The sequence below is a fragment of the Bartonella sp. DB5-6 genome (assembly GCF_000278115.1).
In the GTDB taxonomy this organism is placed as follows: Bacteria; Pseudomonadota; Alphaproteobacteria; order Rhizobiales; family Rhizobiaceae; genus Bartonella; species Bartonella refiksaydamii.
Map to the genome: position 1 here is coordinate 83,413 of NZ_JH725118.1, position 18,585 is coordinate 101,997.

16 protein-coding genes are annotated in these 18,585 nt (G+C 36.1%); 9 read left to right on the plus strand and 7 right to left on the minus strand.

Annotated elements, in window-relative coordinates:
- Positions 1–156: 156 nt before the first annotated feature.
- Positions 157–813, minus strand: a complete 657-nt coding sequence (locus MCO_RS05210) for a DsbA family protein (protein ID WP_007553069.1) — start codon at positions 811–813, stop codon at positions 157–159.
- An 84-nt stretch (positions 814–897) separates the two neighbouring features.
- A complete protein-coding gene (locus MCO_RS05215) occupies positions 898–1,398 on the minus strand; it encodes a DUF721 domain-containing protein (protein WP_007553070.1) in 501 nt (166 codons plus the stop codon).
- A gap of 162 nt (positions 1,399–1,560) precedes the next feature.
- On the opposite strand from MCO_RS05215, the gene mutY reads away from it, so the two are divergent.
- Positions 1,561–2,667: an A/G-specific adenine glycosylase gene (gene mutY / locus MCO_RS05220; protein ID WP_007553072.1), complete on the plus strand. Its 1,107-nt coding sequence runs from the start codon at positions 1,561–1,563 to the stop codon at positions 2,665–2,667.
- Between the two features lie 308 nt (positions 2,668–2,975).
- On the opposite strand, the gene MCO_RS05225 is transcribed toward mutY, so the two are convergent.
- Positions 2,976–4,112 carry a site-specific DNA-methyltransferase gene (locus MCO_RS05225; protein ID WP_007553074.1) on the minus strand — a complete coding sequence of 379 codons (1,137 nt, stop codon included), beginning with the start codon at positions 4,110–4,112 and terminating at the stop codon, positions 2,976–2,978.
- A 330-nt stretch (positions 4,113–4,442) separates the two neighbouring features.
- Here MCO_RS05225 and MCO_RS05230 point away from each other — a divergent pair, with 330 nt between their 5' ends.
- The 7 genes from MCO_RS05230 to MCO_RS05260 all read left to right on the plus strand — a co-directional run bounded on the left by MCO_RS05230 (position 4,443) and on the right by MCO_RS05260 (position 14,313).
- Positions 4,443–5,138: an HAD family phosphatase gene (locus MCO_RS05230; RefSeq protein ID WP_007553075.1), complete on the plus strand. Its 696-nt coding sequence runs from the start codon at positions 4,443–4,445 to the stop codon at positions 5,136–5,138.
- Positions 5,139–6,206: 1,068 nt separating this feature from the next.
- Positions 6,207–6,545, plus strand: a complete 339-nt coding sequence (locus MCO_RS05235; RefSeq protein WP_007553076.1) for a hypothetical protein — start codon at positions 6,207–6,209, stop codon at positions 6,543–6,545.
- 189 nt (positions 6,546–6,734) lie between these two features.
- Positions 6,735–7,091, plus strand: a complete 357-nt coding sequence (locus tag MCO_RS05240; protein WP_007553077.1) for a hypothetical protein — start codon at positions 6,735–6,737, stop codon at positions 7,089–7,091.
- A 222-nt stretch (positions 7,092–7,313) separates the two neighbouring features.
- Complete coding sequence (locus tag MCO_RS05245; protein WP_007553078.1) at positions 7,314–7,685, plus strand: hypothetical protein; 372 nt, start codon at positions 7,314–7,316, stop codon at positions 7,683–7,685.
- 534 nt (positions 7,686–8,219) lie between these two features.
- Entirely contained in the window at positions 8,220–9,617 is a 1,398-nt protein-coding gene (gene thrC / locus MCO_RS05250) for a threonine synthase (RefSeq protein ID WP_007553079.1), read from the plus strand.
- An 84-nt stretch (positions 9,618–9,701) separates the two neighbouring features.
- Complete coding sequence (locus MCO_RS05255) at positions 9,702–10,976, plus strand: pitrilysin family protein (RefSeq protein WP_007553080.1); 1,275 nt, start codon at positions 9,702–9,704, stop codon at positions 10,974–10,976.
- 451 nt (positions 10,977–11,427) lie between these two features.
- Entirely contained in the window at positions 11,428–14,313 is a 2,886-nt protein-coding gene (locus MCO_RS05260; RefSeq protein WP_007553081.1) for an EAL domain-containing protein, read from the plus strand.
- Between the two features lie 67 nt (positions 14,314–14,380).
- Here MCO_RS05260 and MCO_RS05265 read toward each other — a convergent pair whose 3' ends face one another.
- Positions 14,381–14,965, minus strand: coding sequence for a YqgE/AlgH family protein (locus tag MCO_RS05265; protein WP_007553083.1), 585 nt, complete (start codon positions 14,963–14,965; stop codon positions 14,381–14,383).
- Positions 14,966–15,036: 71 nt separating this feature from the next.
- Between MCO_RS05265 and MCO_RS05270 the strand changes: the two genes are divergently transcribed.
- Complete coding sequence (locus MCO_RS05270) at positions 15,037–15,915, plus strand: protein-disulfide reductase DsbD domain-containing protein (RefSeq protein ID WP_007553085.1); 879 nt, start codon at positions 15,037–15,039, stop codon at positions 15,913–15,915.
- 13 nt (positions 15,916–15,928) lie between these two features.
- Here the strand turns inward: MCO_RS05270 and rnhA are convergent, their stop codons facing one another.
- The 3 genes from rnhA to ispH are packed head-to-tail and all read right to left on the minus strand — an operon-like array spanning position 15,929 to position 18,416.
- Positions 15,929–16,396: a ribonuclease HI gene (rnhA, locus tag MCO_RS05275; RefSeq protein ID WP_007553086.1), complete on the minus strand. Its 468-nt coding sequence runs from the start codon at positions 16,394–16,396 to the stop codon at positions 15,929–15,931.
- 5 nt (positions 16,397–16,401) lie between these two features.
- On the minus strand, positions 16,402–17,361 hold the full coding sequence (locus MCO_RS05280; protein ID WP_007553087.1) for a homoserine kinase: 960 nt from the start codon (positions 17,359–17,361) through the stop codon (positions 16,402–16,404).
- Complete coding sequence (gene ispH, locus MCO_RS05285; RefSeq protein ID WP_007553088.1) at positions 17,361–18,416, minus strand: 4-hydroxy-3-methylbut-2-enyl diphosphate reductase; 1,056 nt, start codon at positions 18,414–18,416, stop codon at positions 17,361–17,363. Before ispH ends, MCO_RS05280 begins: the two co-directional genes overlap by 1 nt.
- Positions 18,417–18,585: the final 169 nt, after the last annotated feature.

Sequence of the window (18,585 nt, forward strand, 5' to 3'; positions counted from 1 at the left end):
AGCATAAAAATATCATTTGATCTAGTCCCACAATCAAAAGCAATGATTCGACTCAAAATTAGCTAAATCAAAGAAAACATCGCTTCATAAATGCAAAAAACTAACCTTCCGAAAAGGAAATGACCATAAATATCAAATCCCATCTTTTGTAAAAAATTAGTTTTTAAGGAAACTATCAATCACCGAAAAGAAAGATTCTACCCTCATGGCACCTTCATACTTATTACCATTGATAAAGAAGGTAGGTGTCGCTTCAACACCAAGCTCTTTACCACGCTCAAAAGATGCATTTACTTCATCTAGAATGGACTGATTTGTTAAGCAAGCCTTAAAACTTTCGTCCGTAAAACCCGCCATTAAGCTAATTTTCTTCAATGGTGTTTCAGCATCTTTCCCCCAAGCCCACTCTTGCTGTTTCTGAAATAAAACTTCTATCAGAGGAAAATAGCGATCTTCTGGTGCACAGCGTGCTAACATAAAACCTGCTGTTGCTCGTAAATCAAAAGCATACTCTCGAAAAATAAGTTTCACTTTTCCTGTTTTGATATATTTTTTACGAATTTGAGGAAGTACATCATTATAAAAGGATGCACAATGAACACATGTCAATGAAGCATATTCAATAATTGTTACCGGTGCATTTTCTTCCCCCTCAAACCTATCTTTAACCTTCCCCGATTGAAGAAGTTTAGCCATATCAACAGTTGAAACTGGTTTAGCCCCATTAGCTAAAGCGATAGCTGCATTGATTTGTACAGCTGTTATGAAGAAAAAAATCATCCCGAAAGATAAAAAAGAGCGGTACTTTACCATAAATAATACTTTTCTGTTGTTATTAAACGAATAAGAATCTAGCACTTTCTCATATACTTAAAGAAAAATATATAAGATACCTTGTTATTTATTATTTTTTTCTGCGAAAATGCAACAGCCAAGTTTATAAAGTGATTGACGTAAATTTGCATTTTCAACTTCTTCAAGCATTTTTTCTATACGTTTTTTGTTTTTTTCATTTGGTCCTAGCTTTATCGGTAAGTGATTTGTTAGAGTAGATATAAACCTTTGCTCAATCTTGATACGATCAATAGCGACATATCCAAAAAAAACATTAATTCTATGGAGTAATTCATCTTTTTCATGCATAAATTTTAAGACAGCCCCTCCTTCACACGCCACAACAAGTGTTGCAGGTTGGAAAACTTCTTCTTGATGTACACGACGTTTCCAAATAATTTTTAACGGCATTGTATATTCACTAACATCACAGCCTACAATCTGTGACCAATGTTCTATAAGTGCAATATTAAGTCCTGTTCGCTTGTGCAAAACCGGATCAAGTATCTTGGATACCGTCTCAGAGAGAGAATAAAAATGACGTTTTTGAAATTGTTTTCTCATTTTTCTAAATCATCATCAAATCATTTATCAAATTATAATAATTTTCTCTTTTATCTCAGTGCTCTTTTCCTAAAGACTCATCAAATATCGCCGAAATCCGATATTATCTATCCAGAAGCTCTATAATAAATGGACAAAAACAAACCATAAATTGCAAAATAAATGCTTTTTCCTTTTGCATTTTATATCTCTTTATGGTTGAAAACAATCATGCATGAAATCTCTTCGCGCCTCCTTTTTTGGTACGATCAGAATCACCGCCATTTACCATGGCGTATTACTCCTGAAAAACAAGCACAAGGCACCCGCTCTGACCCCTATCGGATTTGGCTCTCTGAAATCATGCTTCAACAAACAACTGTCGAAGCTGTAAAACCTTATTTTCAGAAATTTTTGAAACTTTGGCCTGATCTCTTCTCTTTAGCAAAAGCTTCACAAGATGATATCATGAAAGCTTGGGCTGGTCTTGGCTATTATTCACGCGCACGTAATCTTAGAAATTGTGCTAAGCAGCTTATCGAAAACTACGGAGGGCAATTTCCTCAATCCGTACAAGCATTGCGAACTCTCTCGGGTATTGGAGACTACACTGCAGCAGCCATTGCTGCAATTGCTTTTAACCATCCTGTAGCAGTTGTTGATAGTAATGTGGAACGCGTGGTAGCCCGCTTATTTGCTATCGCTTCAGTACTGCCAAAAGCAAAAACAGAAATTAAGGAAAAAACACAAAAAATTATTGCTTTAAAGCGCCCTGGTGACTTTGCTCAAGCAATGATGGACCTAGGAGCAACCATTTGTACACCGCGTAAACCATCTTGTTACCTCTGCCCCCTTCAAAGTTTGTGTAGAGCAGCAAAAATGCAAATGACAGAGTCCTTCCCAGTCAAAGCCCCTAAAAAAGAACGCCCTTCAAAAACTAGTAGTGCTTTTGTTATACTGAATGAAAACAGACAAATTTATTTAGAAAAACGACAAGGGAGAAAACTTCTAGGTGGAATGACACAAATTCCTAACAATATTGGAATAGACAACAAAAACGGACTCCAAAACGCGCCCTTTAGAGCCAATTGGCAATTCAAAGGACAAATTAAACATGCTTTTACTCACTTTTCTTTGAAACTTGACGTTTACTACACCAATAGTATTCACGAAATGAATCATGAAAATGGCTGGTGGTGCGACATTCAGTATCTTTCCGAAGAAGCACTCCCCATTGTTATGAAAAAAGCCATTTCCGTAGCGATTCCCAATTCGTTTAGATTAAAATAACTCTCTTCACTGAAAAAACGAACTTTTTAATTCAATATGTAATGTTTCATTTTTTATAAAATACATTGATTTATAATGATAATTCATCGCTTTTCTGCTTGAATGAGAACCTTTAATATAGTGAGATTCCCTCATGTCAAATTCTCTTATGATGAATTATTAAAAAACGTTCACTTAAACATCACAAGCAGGATTGGTATGTGGATAAAAACATTCAAGAAAAGAATCAATATACTTCTTATGAAACGTCTAAATACAATAACAATATTGAACGTTCGGAAATATAGCGATGATGCCAACTTGCTACTTCACAGAACACCCGTTTTCAACATCTGTGAACGTATTATCATTCTTAAATTATCTATGGACTTCAACCTTCCGTTTTCCTCATAATACCAAAAAGTCCAACCGTTACAGCTTTGTGAATCTTGAGCCTTTCTTCCCATTGCATGAATAGAACCAGCTTCACCACCATGCATGATTGTACCATCAGCTCTTACAATAGCAGATACTTGCTTCTTCCTATCATAAAGAACTTCTCCAGGATACAGTAAACCAGCTTCAAGTAAGCTGTTGAATGCTACACGCGGTTCTGCTTTTTTTCTATCCAAAATTGCCAATTCTGGTTTGTCTAAAGGTTTAACCCCAGCAATCCTCTCACACGCCGCATCTATGTAATCTTGCTCACGTTCAATACCTACAAAATCACGCCCCAGAAGTTTGGCAACAGCACCCGTTGTTCCTGAACCAAAAAATGGGTCAAGAATGACATCACCTGGCTTACTAGAAGCCATAATAATACGTGCTAATAACGCTTGTGGTTTTTGTGTTGGATGTAATTTATGCCCTGCCTCGTCTTTTAAACGTTCAGCACCAGTACAGAGAGGGAAAAGCCAATCTGAACGCATTTGTAAATCTTCATTCGCAGCTTTTAAAGCGTCATAATTAAACGTATACTTTTTATCTTTTTGATCTCGAACAGCCCAAATAAGTGTCTCGTGAGCATTTTGAAAGCGACGTCCTCTAAAATTAGGCATGGGATTATTTTTACGCCAAATGATATCATTAAGCATCCAAAAACCTAAATCTTGTAATGCCGTACCAACTCGGAAAATATTATGGTAGGATCCGATAACCCAAAGCGTTCCATTGGGTTTTAACACACGGCGACAAGCAAGCAACCATGCACGCGTAAAAGCATCATAAGCAGCAAAACTTTCAAACTGATCCCATTCATCATCAACCGCATCAACAAGAGAATGATCTGGACGGTATAAAACACCATCCAATTGCAAATTATAAGGGGGATCAGCAAAAATCATATCAACTGAATGTTTTGGAAGTTTTTCCAGTACGGCAACACAATCCCCTTTGAAAATTTTATTGCGCCATAGAGTCTGTGAGGAAGTACGAACGAAATCTTTTTGAAGCTGAATAACTGTCATGAAAAACCCAACAAAATGAACTGAATTTACCCTATAATCAATCAAAATGGCTTATAGGCCCGCATTATCAGCCTATATTTACAAAATAGAGTAAACGTATCGTTAAATTCCTACGGAATTGTTATTCATTTTTTCTTTTTCAAGAAAAATAAAGGAATTTCATACTGAAAAATCCTTATTTTTCTTCCTTTCAACACACTGTTCCCATATTTTTTATTTCGTCAAATAGATAAGAATCACTTTCAAAACGTATTTTTATGAAATAAAATCGTCTCAATCGCATTTTCATGAAAGTTTTCAAGCTATAAATAATACGTAAAGGAATATCTCATGCCTCAGATAGATCTCATTATTTTTGATTGTGATGGAGTACTGGTAGATTCTGAATATCTCGCAGCAAAAATTGGATCTCAATTACTGAAACAAGCAGGATATGAAATAGCACCTGAGGAATTAAGTAAGCGTTATGCAGGACTCATTTTTTGTGATATTCTTAAACAAGTTGAACAAGAAACAGGAAAGCCAATTTCTGCTCATCTTATTGATCAAATGTCAAATCTTTTTCGGATACAAATGAAAACCGAGTTACGTGCTATTGATGGGATAAGAGAAGCTGTAGAAAATGTTAAATCTCGCTATCCTTACTGCATCTGCTCTAATGCAAAAAGTGTAGATATAAAGGAAATGCTCACTATCGTTGATCTTTATGATCTTTTTGAGGATACAATATTTTCTGCACCTGAAGTTGGGACGAAAAAAACTAAACCTGCCCCTGATGTTTTTCTTTTTGCTGCACAACAATTACATGCCAAGCCCCCAAATACTATTGTCATAGAGGATTCACTTCATGGCGTACATGCTGCAATAGCAGCGGGAATGCGCACCATTGGTTTTACTGGAGGATCGCATAGTTACCTTGGTCACTCTAACGCGCTTGCAGATGCTGGAGCTGAAACGACTATCAACAAACATGCCTATTTAGGAGAAGTCTTAGAAGCAATGGCAGTATGGCAAGACGTATCATAAAAAAGTTCCTTGAACGCATATCAGCTCATAAACTCTCTTAAAAAATATTTTAATATTTCTGCTAGGCAGTTCTTCTTTAAATTACAGTATGCTTTATTATAAATAATTAATATATAACTGCATTGGCTATATATGAAAAATAGCTTGGTATACGCCTATACCATTGTTATAGTCAGTAAATTTTCATCCCTATACAATTTAAGCTCTGCTTCTTGTTCTTATGAAAAAATATAAATTTTGTTTTGTCTCTATAATATAGCTTTAAATTAGTACAAGCACAGATATACATATTCATTCATGTGGTTATGACAGCGTAGAGAAACGTTATAATGGATAATTCTCAAACCATGATTTCTAGATATGGGTCATAGAAACTTTTATTACGGATAATATTCTATCCATAAACTTGGTATTGATAAAGTATATAAGAATCCTATTGATGAATTAAAAGTCAAAATTTTCAGAATGTTTATTACATGCACATTGGGAGCTAAATCAAGCATTCAGTAAATTTATTCTTATCAAAGTTTTGAATTGGAAATTATAGCTGAATATATTTCAAAAAATGCAATATGATCCAAACTACACTATATCATCTGTTTGAATAATTTTAAGTTTTATAAAATAGATAAAATGAATATTTTTTTATTCTATCTATAATTAAATTTTTCTAATTAGCTGCTTATGTTATTATCTAATTATTGATTATCTTTGCTTCATATACCACATACTTGTCTATACCCTGCAAACAAAACATTTCAAAAAATGTATTAAACGACAAAAAATATTCATTCTTTATTATAAAATTATCCTATTATCATAATAATTTTCTTATTCGATAAACTTTTTAAATATGTTGTTTGATTAAGTAAAATACATAATAGAACTATATTATCCATATTATTTTACAAAAAGTATTTTTTAGTTGACAATAAGCAACATAGTGATATATATTGTATGTGCACAATGCAAACAATAAGTGAATTTGATATTTTTAAGTTAACTTATTGTCTCTGTAAGCATGTCTATATAACAATATTAATAACAGAAAGTACTTGAGGTAAAATTATGGTAAAAGTGTTTAAAAATCATGTGTTAAGTATTTTTATAGCAATTGCTTTTTCTCTTACACAGGTTGCGAATGTTAATGCAAACTACTTGAAAAATAGCTCTCAGCAAGAAACTACCTCTCTATCCGCAGTAAAACAAAAAGCAATCAGTATGGCTACTCTCTACGCCCACAGTTTAAATTATGGAGTAGAAAATAAAGCTATTATTGAAGGAAAAGTTGAAAAGGTGGTTGAACCACTCACAATAGGACTTGGATTACTGGCTGCTGGATACGCAATAAGCTTCATAAGTTCAATCATAGGATGGATAAAGGACATGGTATTAATATTCAAATAAAGCGGTTTAGTATAAATTATTAAGAGGTAGCTTCATTATATTTTTGTAACAATATTATAAAACACATAATGAAGCGCCTTCTTACACTGCCAAATAAATATGAGTGCGTGTGCGTCTATCTTTGCATTTACTGAGTATTACTGCATTCGCTTACTTACATCAAAACTAGAAAATATATAAGGTAAAACTATGATGAAGATTTTTAAAAATTACGTGTTAAATATTTTTATAGTATTTGCTATTTTTTTTTCACATGTTATGAATGTTAATGCAAATTATATGAGAAACAACCCTCAAGAAAAAAACGCTTTTATTTCCGTAACAGAACAAGAAAGAAAGAAAACGACATATATGTCTGTTTTCTATATTCCAAGTTTAAATTATGAAGCGGGAAATGAGGCTGCCTTTGAAGAAAAAGTTGAAAAGGTAGTTGAGCCTATTACATTAGGGACTTTTGGTATTGGAGTTGCAATTGGATATGCCACAACTGTTGTAGGTATGTTACTCGGGTGGGTAATAAATCTCATCAAATCTGCAATACGATAGCACCCTTTCACATCTTTTATAGTAGAACTTCATAGAATTTTTAAACAAAACGTAAAGTATAACATCACGCTATATTTATTTCCATTTACAAAAATACATAATGAACTATAATATCGTGAATATTGAAAGCTCTAACTATATCTGTCTCTTTCGGCATGCTCATTGGATTCATCAAAGTGTTTGCCAAATTATATTAAAAATAAAAGTATTTGAGGTAAAATTATGGTAAAAATGTTTAAAAACCATGTGTTAACTATTTATATAGCGGTCGCTTTTTCTCTTACACAGGTCGTGAATGTTAATGCAAATAATGTGAGAAATGCCTCTCAACAAGAAAGTATTCCTGTTTCCATAATTGAGCAGGGAAAGAAAAAGGCTATCAGTATGGCTGCTCTCTATGTTCCAAGTCTAAGTTATAGAACAGAAAATGAAGCTCTCATTGAAGGAAAAATTGAGAAGGTATTTGAACCCATTACTCTAGGATTTTTCACTACAATAGGAGCTCTAGGTTTTGGCATCTTTACAGGAACTTTTATGGGTATAATTACTGGAATACTCGGATGGGCAATAAGTAAGTTTCAAGGAAAAAAGTAAAATAATTTAAAGCCATTAGCTCTTTTTTCTTTGTCAAAGGGAGAGTGATTGAATTGCATCCCGCCTTAAATCATCAGGGGGGATGCCTTTTGTTCTTTCCATGAATGACTTTGCTGAAATTATTAATAAGGCTAATAAATATAATACCTATCAACATAAAAATTGACAATTTATACTGAAAAAACAACTCAATATGCGTAATCTACACGCAATACCCTAAGGTTCTCTGATCAACTCTCTCACATAAATCATAGCTAAAAACTTGATTGTGATGAATCTTTGATTGCGTAAATTAGAACAGAAAACAGACACTCGCCATTGAATTTTTATAAAAGGCTTTGAGAAATACTACTTTGTATCTTCAAAATATTCAAGAAACTTAACAAAGCAGCATAAATTATAAAATAAGCGCCCCTCCAAATAGAATTCTCTACCATAAACAAAAAAGTCCTTCGTTTTACCATTTAAATATTTTTAAAAACATGAAATATAAAATTTTATCAGTTCACTAAAAATAAATGAAAGAAAAGATTCATGAAATATATTAGCACAAGAGGTGAAGCTCCTATTCTAGGCTTTACTGAAACGATCATGACTAGCCTAGCTAGTGATGGTGGGCTTTACCTTCCAGAAAAATTTCCTCAATTATCACCTGATGCATTACGAGCGCTCCGTGGACAATCCTATACTACAATTGCTAAAACCATTCTTTGGCCCTTTGTGAATAATGAGATCGAATATAAACCTTTCGAGAATATGATTTCCGAATCTTATGCCACCTTTCGTCATCCAGTAACCTGTCCATTATTGCAAACTGGAACAGATGAATTTATTCTTGAGCTTTTTCACGGTCCTACTTTGGCATTCAAAGATGTCGCAATGCAGTTTCTTTCTAGACTGATGGATTACGTTCTCACTAAAAAAAATAGACGCACAACAATTATTGCTGCCACATCAGGAGATACTGGGGGAGCTGCAATACAAGCCTTCGCTGGAAGAGAAAACTCAGATATTTTTATTTTGTTTCCTAAAGGGCGTGTATCACCCGTTCAGCAGCGACAAATGACTACCAACCACAGTACAAATATTCATGCTATAGCCATTGAAGGAAATTTTGATGATTGCCAAGCACTCGTCAAAGCAATGTTTAACGACCATAATTTTCGACAAAAAAAAGCGCTTTCGGGAGTTAATTCTATAAACTGGGCACGTATCATGGCTCAAATTGTTTATTATTTTTCATCTGCACTTGCTTTAGGTGCTCCTGATAGAGCTGTTTCATTTACTGTTCCTACTGGAAATTTTGGTGATATTTTTGCAGGTTATGTCGCTGCCCGTATGGGACTACCCCTTGCCAAATTGGTTATTGCAACAAATGATAACGATATCCTCCCACGCACATTAACCAGCGGTACTTATGAAACACGACCAATAATCCATACAACATCACCTTCGATGGATATTCAAGTCTCTTCTAATTTTGAACGCCTACTGTTTGAAAGTGGCGAACGTGATCCTGTATGGATTCGTAATGCGATGGAAAACTTGAAAAAATCAGGATGTTTTAATCTTAGTGAGAAGCAGCTCAAGAATATTCGTTCTCTGTTTTCTGCTGGGAAAAGTAACATGACTGAAACGGCGCAAATGATTGACCATGTTTATAAGGAAAGCGGCTATCTCGCTGATCCACATACAGCTGTTGCGCTTAAAGTAGCGCGCGAAAATAAGCAACCATATATTCCAATGATCGTCCTTGCCACCGCTCATCCTGCTAAATTTCCTGATGCCATCAAAAATGCCTGTGGGATTAATGTCCCATGGCCATCTTGTCTCAATGATTTAATGGAACGTGAAGAACGCTTTATAAGTCTTGCTAATGATGAAAAAATAGTAAAAGATTATATTTCTTTAAAAACACGTGCATCTTATTAATGTTAGTTGCATTAATTTGAATCAAGAATATTCCAATTGCCCTGATAACAAAGCAATTGGCTTGTTGAATGGAGTTGGAGACACATGCGTGTAGATATAAGCCGCCTCAGTAATGGCTTGACTATCGCCACACACACAATGCAACAGCTTGACAGTGTGGCACTTGGAATATGGGTAAAAGTTGGCTCACGCAATGAAACCTTCACACAACATGGTATAGCCCATCTTCTTGAACATATGGCCTTTAAAGGAACAGAAAACCGTACAGCCTTTCAAATTGCAAGCGATATTGAAGATGTTGGCGGTGAAATCAATGCCACGACCAGTACTGAAACAACTGCCTATTTTGCGCGCGTTCTCAAAAGCGATGTCCCCCTTGCTATTGACATTCTAGCCGATATTTTGATGCATTCAAAATTTGAAGACAATGAATTGGAACGAGAAAAACAAGTGATTTTTCAGGAAATTGGTGCCGCTCGGGATGTTCCTGATGATATTGTTTTTGATCACTTTACTGAAACAGCATTTCGTCACCAATCCCTTGGTCGCTCTATTTTAGGCACCCCACAAACAATTCAATCATTTACATCTGCTGACCTCCATAATTTTATGAATCAACAATACAGCGCAGACCGTATGATCGTGGTTGCGGCAGGAGCTGTACAGCATGAGAATTTCCTGCAAGAAGTTGAAAGCCGTCTTAGCACTTTTCGCCCCCATTCAACAGCGCCTCTCACTAACCTTGCAAATTATGTCGGCGGTGATTTTCGTGAATATCGTGATCTAATGGATACACAAGTTGTTCTCGGATTTGAAGGGCGGGCTTATCATGCTCGGGATTTTTATGCTACCCAAATTCTTTCCATTATTCTTGGCGGAGGCATGTCATCGCGTCTCTTTCAAGAAATAAGAGAAAAGCGTGGATTATGCTATTCTATTTATGCTTTTCATTGGGGATTTTCAGATACAGGGCTCTTTGGAGTTCACGCTGCTACGGGACAAGAGGGGCTAAAAGAACTACTCCCCGTGATTCTTGATGAGCTTTCTAAAACAAGCAAAAATATTCATGCCAATGAACTTCAACGTGCACAAGCACAATATCGTGCTAATCTTACAATGTCACAAGAAAACCCATCTAGTCAGGCGCATCTTATTGCCCGCCAAATACTTCTTTACGGTAGACCAATTCCAATATCTGAAACCATTGAACGCTTAGATCTCATTACTCCTGTAAGATTAACTAATTTAGCGCATCGTCTTTTTATCAATTCTACTCCAACACTGGCCGCTGTTGGACCTATCGGCCCCCTTATGAATTTTGATGATTTAACATCAATTCTTTCACACAAAATCAAGTAAGATTAAATAGAATTTTCTCCAAATGCTTTCGTGTATATTGGAGATATAGAAGACTGTTTTAAAAAGCAGTAGCATAACAATATGCTCAGGCTTTACGCTAAAATTTACCACAAAAGTTCTTTTCATTGAATAAGTTTGGGAAATATTCATCAAAGAGGCGTACAAAACTACCTGACTTCCACTTCATGTGATAAAGTATCTTATAAACGAAGGTATATCTATGAAATCTGAAAACTCATGGTTTAATTTTGCCCTACAAAAATATAAAAATCTATCAAATTCAAACTTCATTGAGGCAAGCAGATGTTTGGTTTATTTTTGTATAAAATCGTATAATTTTTCAAAAAAACAACAACCGCTTGTTATGCAGCTAAAACTATAAAAGGTAGACGTTTTTTGTTGAAAATCTAAGTTAAAATTAAACATCATAAAATATTAAGAGTGGGACATTGTGAAGAGTTTGCGTAAAATTATTGACATCATTTACATTGTAATCATCAGTTCTTTTGTCCACCTTACGTCAGCACAGGCAATTGAGCCAGTTAAAATTTCTTCTCAGGATGCTGCTCTTGACCTCTCAAAAGCAATTGAAATTCACCATACAAACAGCTCTATCTTTCAAACAAGTACAGCACCAGGACCAGATGGCATTGTATGGCGCATTGAAGTGCAAGCAAAAAGTGAAAAATTTTCTGGAAACTGGGCAGTATTTTCCCTTGCAAACCCAACAGATGAACAAATAGATCGTCTTATCGTTGCACCCCATTATCGTATAGCTCATTCAGGCTTTCTTTGGCCAGACCTCGGATCAGCGCGGATTCAATCCATAACTCCAAGCGAAGGTTTTTCTCTCGATCGCCACGCCAGTGCGAACTCTGATATTTTTCGTATTACACTTAACCCTGGTGCTGTGGTTACGTTTGTAGCAGAACTTAACTCTGCAAATCTACCACAAATTTATTTATGGCAACCTGAAGCCTATAAAGATGCAATCAATTCCTATACGCTTTATCATGGTATTCTGCTTGGTATATCAGGTCTTTTAGCACTCTTATTAACTGTTCTCTTCGTCGTTCGGGGAACCGGTCTCTTTCCTGCAACAGCTGCCATCGCTTGGGCGGTACTCTTTTATATTGGCATCGACTTTAATTTTTTAAATAAATTCTTTGCAGTGACGTTAACAACGCAACCCATTTGGCGTGCTAGTACAGAAGTAGCGCTTGCCGCTACTCTCTTTATTTTCCTTTTTACTTATCTATGCCTTAACCGTTGGCACTATCACTTCAGTTATGGTGCAATTGTATGGACCATCGCTCTTTGTGGTTTGGGAGCATTTGCTATTTATGACCCGACCAGAGCAGCGGGCATCGCTCGTATGTCATTTGGCCTCACCGCTGTGCTTGGTATCATTTTAATCAGCTATTTTTCACTCCGAAGCTATGACCGCGCAATCATGCTTATACCGACATGGTTGCTCATTAGCTTTTGGTGTGTTGGAGCTTATGCCAGCATAGCAGGGTATTTAAACAATGATATTATCCAGCCAGCATTAGCGGGAGGATTAGTGCTCATTGTTCTTCTTATCAGCTTTACTGTCATGCAACAAACTTTTTCTAATGACGCTTTCCATGAAGGAATATTTTCTGATCTTGAACAACAAGTACTTGCAGCAAAGGGGGCTGGAAATATTATTTGGGACTGGAATGTTGAACGTGACCGCATTGTTGTACATCCAAACATGGCAACCCTCTTTGGTACTGAAACCCATAAACTCAATGGACCTATGAGCAACTGGATTTCAGCCTTGCACTATGAAGATCGTGAACGCTTTCAAGCTATATTGGATATCATTCTTAAAAAGAAAAAAGGACGTATCGATCAAATTTTTAGGCTCTCTTCCGGTGGTGGTTATTATCATTGGTTTTCCCTTCGCGCACGCCCAGCTATGCAAAAAGATGGAAAAATTACACGCGTCATTGGGACGATTGTAAATATTACCAACCATAAAAAATCTGAAGAACGCTTATTGGATGATGCAATTCACGACAGCTTAACGGGACTTCCTAATCAACAAATCTTCTTTGACAGGCTACAAAATTATACCGCTTTGGCTAAAGCAAATATCAAAATTAAACCAACTGTCTTTATGATCGACTTTGATAATTTCCGTCAAATTAATCGTAAATTAGGCATAGCTGTTGGTGATACTGTATTACTCATCATCGCACGCCGTTTAAGCCGTCTTATTAATTTTCAAGATACCTTATCACGTCTTTCCGCAGACCGTTTTGCAATCATTTTACTCAGTGAAACTGAACCACAGAAAATTGCAGCATTTGCAGATCATCTGCACAAAACAATCTCAGCACCTATTTCACTTACAGAAAAAAAAATAACACTTTCAACTTCAATTGGATTAGTTACATGGAGTGAAAGCAGATCGACCGCTAAAGATATTTTAAATGATAGCGAACTGGCAATGATCCGAGCAAAACAAATGGGGGGCAACCATATTGAACCTTTTCACCCCAATTTTCGTACCTTAGGCATTGAGCATAACACTATGAGGAAAGATATTCATACTGCCATAAAACGTAATGAAATAAAAATCCTCTACCATCCTATTCTTAATTTATCAGATGGACACATTATTGGTTTTGAAACAATTGTAGAATGGCATCATCCAAGTTATGGAAATTTAAATGTCTCTGATTTTATCAAGATTGTAGAAAATGAACAAATCGTTATGGATTTGGCACAATTTATCATTGATAACGCCGTTATGGATCTTACAAATGTACAAGAAAAATTTTCCAAACAATCTTTCTTCATTTCAATTAATTTACCAAGTACAGAAATGGTTCATTCTCGCTTTATCAGTCAATTGCGCTCCGCCCTGCTTCGCTACCCACTCAACAAAGGGGCGGTGATGATAGAAATATCCGAGTTTGTCTTAAGAAAAAACCCTGAACAATCAGCACACTTTCTTGAACAAATTAAAGCTCTTGGAATGAATCTTGCTTTAGATAATTTTGGAACAGGTTATTCGTCACTTACTTATCTCGTACGTTACCCATTCGACATGGTTAAATTGGATCGTTCACTTATCTCAATAGACTCTCGTAAGAAAAAGCTTGTTCTCAAATCTATAATTAATATGGCAACTGATCTTAATTTGCAAATCATCGCAGAAGGTGTGGAAAATGAAAAAGAAGCGATCTTCTTACGCCAAGAAGGCTGTAAATATGTTCAAAGCACGCTTATTACTAAGCCAATTGCTATTGAAGAATTAATCACTCTCGTTCAAAATCATTTCCCTTATACAATTAAAACATAATGGGTAGGACAAAACATCATGGATAACACATTGTATAAAATCAAAAACTCGGAAAATACGTGAAACTTTACGCGTGCCCCATGTCAGAAACAAGATAGGTCGGGTTGATTCCCATGCGGGTCAAGCTTTCATCATATTTGCGATTTAAATTGTTTTCAAAAAGAAAACTAGGTGATGTAGAGCTAATCAACCAGCCATTCGCAGAGATTTCTGCCTCGAGCTGTCCGGCTTTCCACCCAGCGTAGCCTAATGCTATCAATGCATGTTGTGGACCTTGTTCACAACTGATTGCTTTTAATATATCAATCGTTGCAGTAAAACAGATCTTATCTGCAATAGAAACAGTTTCTTCACAAGCATAATCATCAGAATGCAATACAAAACCACGTGAAGGATCAACAGGCCCACCATAGCGTACCGGAAATTTTTTTATTGGTTCAGAAAGACATTTTTTTTGACCACTGTTTATAACACCAAGATGAAGCAAAAGCTCTGGAAAATCAATATGATGCAATTGATTGAGAATAATTCCCATAGCACCAGCATCAGAATGTGCGCAAACATAAATAACAGAACGAATAAAGCGTTTGTCATTCATTCCTGGCATTGCTATGAGCAACTGCCCACCCAAAAAGCCATTACACTGCTTCATCAATCTGTTATTCTCCATAATTTACATAATAAAATTCAACTCAGTTCATACAAAAGGAAAATAAAGCTCCAATGAAAAAAATTCAAATACTTATAAACTTACAAAATATCGCAACTTTTTTTTATAAAAAATTTTTAGTTACTTTAATCTTAACATTCATATTTTTAGAATTTTTTAACATCGCTGTCAGTGCTCAAAAAAAACAAAACGCATATCTTTTTTCAACATCTTGGCATGAATCAGATGGTGGTTGTATCAGATTAGCTATTACCGAACCCTCTCTTTCTGGAATAAGAGACGGTATTATTGAAATTCTTCTTAAACCAGGATGGAAAACCTACTGGAGGAATCCAGGAAATTCAGGCTTTGCACCATTTTTTACCTTCAACCAACAAGTTTCTTATGAAATCTTTTATCCCACACCACAGCTTTATGAAACCGAAAATGACTGGTCATTAGGCTATAAAGATAAAGTGGTATTACCCTTCAGTATTTTCGGTTCAAGCAAAAATTTAAGTGGCACTTTAACTCTTGGATTATGTCATAAAATCTGTCTTCCGCTTACTGTTGATTTTGATTTTTCTCTATCCGTTCAAAAAAACAAACACCTCCCGTTATCCCTATTAAAAAAAGCTCAAAATACCTTACCCCATACAACGCATCCTGAATTTAAAATAAGCGCTGAAAAAGAGAGACACACCCTTTTCATCAAAATACAAAATAATAACAAAATCATACCTTCTTCTCTTTTTTTAGACGGAGGAGAAATGCAAATTGGACCAGCAAAAAAAGTGATTGAAAACGCAGAATATACACTCTTTAGTGCTCCCATCTCCTTCACACCAAAGGAAATAAACCAAACAGTTTTTTATACAGTTGCCTTTAAAAATTATGCCTTAAGTGGAACATTCATACTCCATACGCAATCAAACTCTCTTGCTACTCCGTGATAAAAGACAAAGATTATGTCGGAAAGCATCCATTTTCGCGGTATTTGGTAATTGCTTTCCGAGCGAGTGCATCTGCACGCTCATTATCTGGATGTCCCGCATGCCCTTTTACCCAATGCCATCTGATAGTATGATGAGAACAAACATCTTCAAGAGCTTGCCATAACTCCACATTTTTCACAGGATTATTTGACGCCGTACGCCAATGATTTTTCTTCCAACCTTCAAGCCACTTAGAGATACCGTTGCGCACATACACAGAGTCTGTATAGAGATCGACAGAACAGGGTTCTTTAAGCGCCTTCAATGCATAAATAGCTGCCATCAATTCCATTTGATTATTGGTCGTGTGCACTTGTCCACCATAAAGTTCACGTTCATGACCATTCCAGCGTAAAACTGCTCCCCATCCTCCAACTCCAGGATTACCAGAGCAAGCACCATCTGTATAAATTTCCACGACTTTTTGTTGATTTAACATAAAATTCAAAAACCCAATTCACTGAGTGAATCTATACTACTGAAAAAACATAGCTTGTGCCAATATTCACGTGGGTCTTTCTTAATCACAAAACTATCCGGCGGTGTATTAAACCAATCATAAAGGCGTGTGAGAAGAAAACGTAAAGACGCACCACGTGCCAATAAAATAATCGCCTTTAATTCTAAGGGAAGCAATGGCCTTATTTTTTGATAGCTTTCCAATAACTTATGTGCTTTTGAGAGACTATAGGAATGATCTTGTTCAAAACACCAAGCATTCAAGCAGATTGCTAAATCATAAGCCCAAAAATCATTACAAGCAAAATAAAAGTCTATAATACCAGAAAGATGGTGATTCAAAAAAAACACGTTATCATTGAATAAATCAGCATGAATAATGCCTGTTGGCAAATCTGACGGCCAATTTTTGTGTAAAAAAGCCAATTCCATATCAATTTTTTGCCCAAACTCCTTTAACAATGCATCTTTGCTCATTTGGCAATGTTTCCACAATAACTTCCAGTCCATAACAGAAAGGGTATTTTTACGGCTGAGTGTAAAATCCCGTCCTGCTAAATGCAGCTGCGCTAAACTCGTTCCAACTTCACCACAATGGCATATATTGGGCTGACGAATCCACATCCCTTCCAAAAAAGTAATAATAGCTGCAGGGCGTCCTGCTAGTTCACCAATCGTTGTCCCATCACTTTGTACCACTGGTTGAGGACAAGGAATTCCACGCCGGCTTAAATGCTGCATAAGGCTGCAAAAAAAGGGTAAATCATTTTTTGAAATACGTTTTTCATAAAGTGTGAGAACAAACCTCCCTTCTGTTGTATACAGTATGAAATTAGAATTTTCTATTCCCTCCTCTATCCCTTGATAGGACAAAAGCGAACCTATCGAATAACGTTTCAAAAATACCTTCAAATCATTTGGATGGATATTTGTATAAACTGCCATTATTTTGCTTTCGTCATAGGCATGTGTGTATTCTGATTTTCATTTTTCAGCGTCTTAGCTCGACCATTAACAAAAGTCATATCTTGAGGTGTTAAAGTGATATCACGTAATTCGCGACTCACCAAAAATGTTTCTGTTTCCACCACTGTTTCTGCTAATTCTATTGTAACGTCATAACGCTCACGAAAAGCTGAAATGATTTCATCAATAATAATTTCGGGAGCAGAAGCCCCCGCTGAAAGACTTACAACGGAAAGAACTCCCAGACGATTAAAATCAATTTCATTAGCACGCTGAACTAAAACAGCCCGTTGCGCACCAAACCTTTCAGCAACTTCTACCAAACGTCGCGAATTAGAGGAATTGGGCGCTCCAACAATCAAAAACAAATCACTCCCCAACGCTGCTGCCTTAACAGCATCTTGTCTGTTCGTAGTAGCATAGCAAATTGATTCAGCAGCTGGAGCTTCTAATTTAGGAAAACGCCGTTGTAGTACAGCGAGAACCTCTGCTGTATCTTCAACAGAAAGTGTCGTTTGTGTAACAAATCCTAATTTATCTGGATTATTTGGTTGATAATGTAAAGCATCTTCAATCGTTTCAATTAATGTCACAGCTCCTTTTTCAAGCTGTCCCATTGTTCCTATCACCTCAGGATGACCAGAATGACCAATCAATATAACGTGACGTCCATGACGTTGATGCCGTATTGCTTGTTTATGAACTTTAGAGACCAACGGACATGTTGCATCGAGATAAAACAAATTATAGCGACGTGCCTCTTCTGGTACAGACTTCGGTACGCCGTGGGCAGAAAATACAATAGGTTGACTGCGGTGTTCTTCTGGAATCTCATCAAGTTCTTCAACAAAAACAGCACCATGTTGCTGCAATCCTTCAACCACATAGCGATTGTGCACAATTTCATGACGAACATACACTGGAGCACCATATTTTTTTAATGCAAGAAGGACAATCTGAATAGCACGATCAACCCCAGCACAAAAGCCACGCGGACCGCAAAGACGTATTGTCAAAGGAGGAAGTACATACATAAACTATCCTTAATATCTATACCTTTAACCATATGTTCAAACGGGCTATCTTTATGCACTACACAAACAGTGTAAAGAGAAAAACCGTCACTATCACCCTCTTCTACAATAGTACACCATAGAAAGCACTCTTATGACATTTTCTTCAGGCAAAAAGCTTTTTTAATTG

Bases quoted from the DNA above. Each gene is read 5' to 3' on its own strand.
- MCO_RS05210 (WP_007553069.1), bottom strand. From the start codon at position 813: ATGGTAAAGTACCGCTCTTTTTTATCTTTCGGGATGATTTTTTTCTTC.
- MCO_RS05215 (WP_007553070.1), bottom strand. From the start codon at position 1,398: ATGAGAAAACAATTTCAAAAACGTCATTTTTATTCTCTCTCTGAGACG.
- mutY (WP_007553072.1), top strand. From the start codon at position 1,561: ATGCTTTTTCCTTTTGCATTTTATATCTCTTTATGGTTGAAAACAATC.
- MCO_RS05225 (WP_007553074.1), bottom strand. From the start codon at position 4,112: ATGACAGTTATTCAGCTTCAAAAAGATTTCGTTCGTACTTCCTCACAG.
- MCO_RS05230 (WP_007553075.1), top strand. From the start codon at position 4,443: ATGCCTCAGATAGATCTCATTATTTTTGATTGTGATGGAGTACTGGTA.
- MCO_RS05235 (WP_007553076.1), top strand. From the start codon at position 6,207: ATGGTAAAAGTGTTTAAAAATCATGTGTTAAGTATTTTTATAGCAATT.
- MCO_RS05240 (WP_007553077.1), top strand. From the start codon at position 6,735: ATGATGAAGATTTTTAAAAATTACGTGTTAAATATTTTTATAGTATTT.
- MCO_RS05245 (WP_007553078.1), top strand. From the start codon at position 7,314: ATGGTAAAAATGTTTAAAAACCATGTGTTAACTATTTATATAGCGGTC.
- thrC (WP_007553079.1), top strand. From the start codon at position 8,220: ATGAAATATATTAGCACAAGAGGTGAAGCTCCTATTCTAGGCTTTACT.
- MCO_RS05255 (WP_007553080.1), top strand. From the start codon at position 9,702: ATGCGTGTAGATATAAGCCGCCTCAGTAATGGCTTGACTATCGCCACA.
- MCO_RS05265 (WP_007553083.1), bottom strand. From the start codon at position 14,965: ATGAAGCAGTGTAATGGCTTTTTGGGTGGGCAGTTGCTCATAGCAATG.
- MCO_RS05270 (WP_007553085.1), top strand. From the start codon at position 15,037: ATGAAAAAAATTCAAATACTTATAAACTTACAAAATATCGCAACTTTT.
- rnhA (WP_007553086.1), bottom strand. From the start codon at position 16,396: ATGTTAAATCAACAAAAAGTCGTGGAAATTTATACAGATGGTGCTTGC.
- MCO_RS05280 (WP_007553087.1), bottom strand. From the start codon at position 17,361: ATGGCAGTTTATACAAATATCCATCCAAATGATTTGAAGGTATTTTTG.
- ispH (WP_007553088.1), bottom strand. From the start codon at position 18,416: ATGTATGTACTTCCTCCTTTGACAATACGTCTTTGCGGTCCGCGTGGC.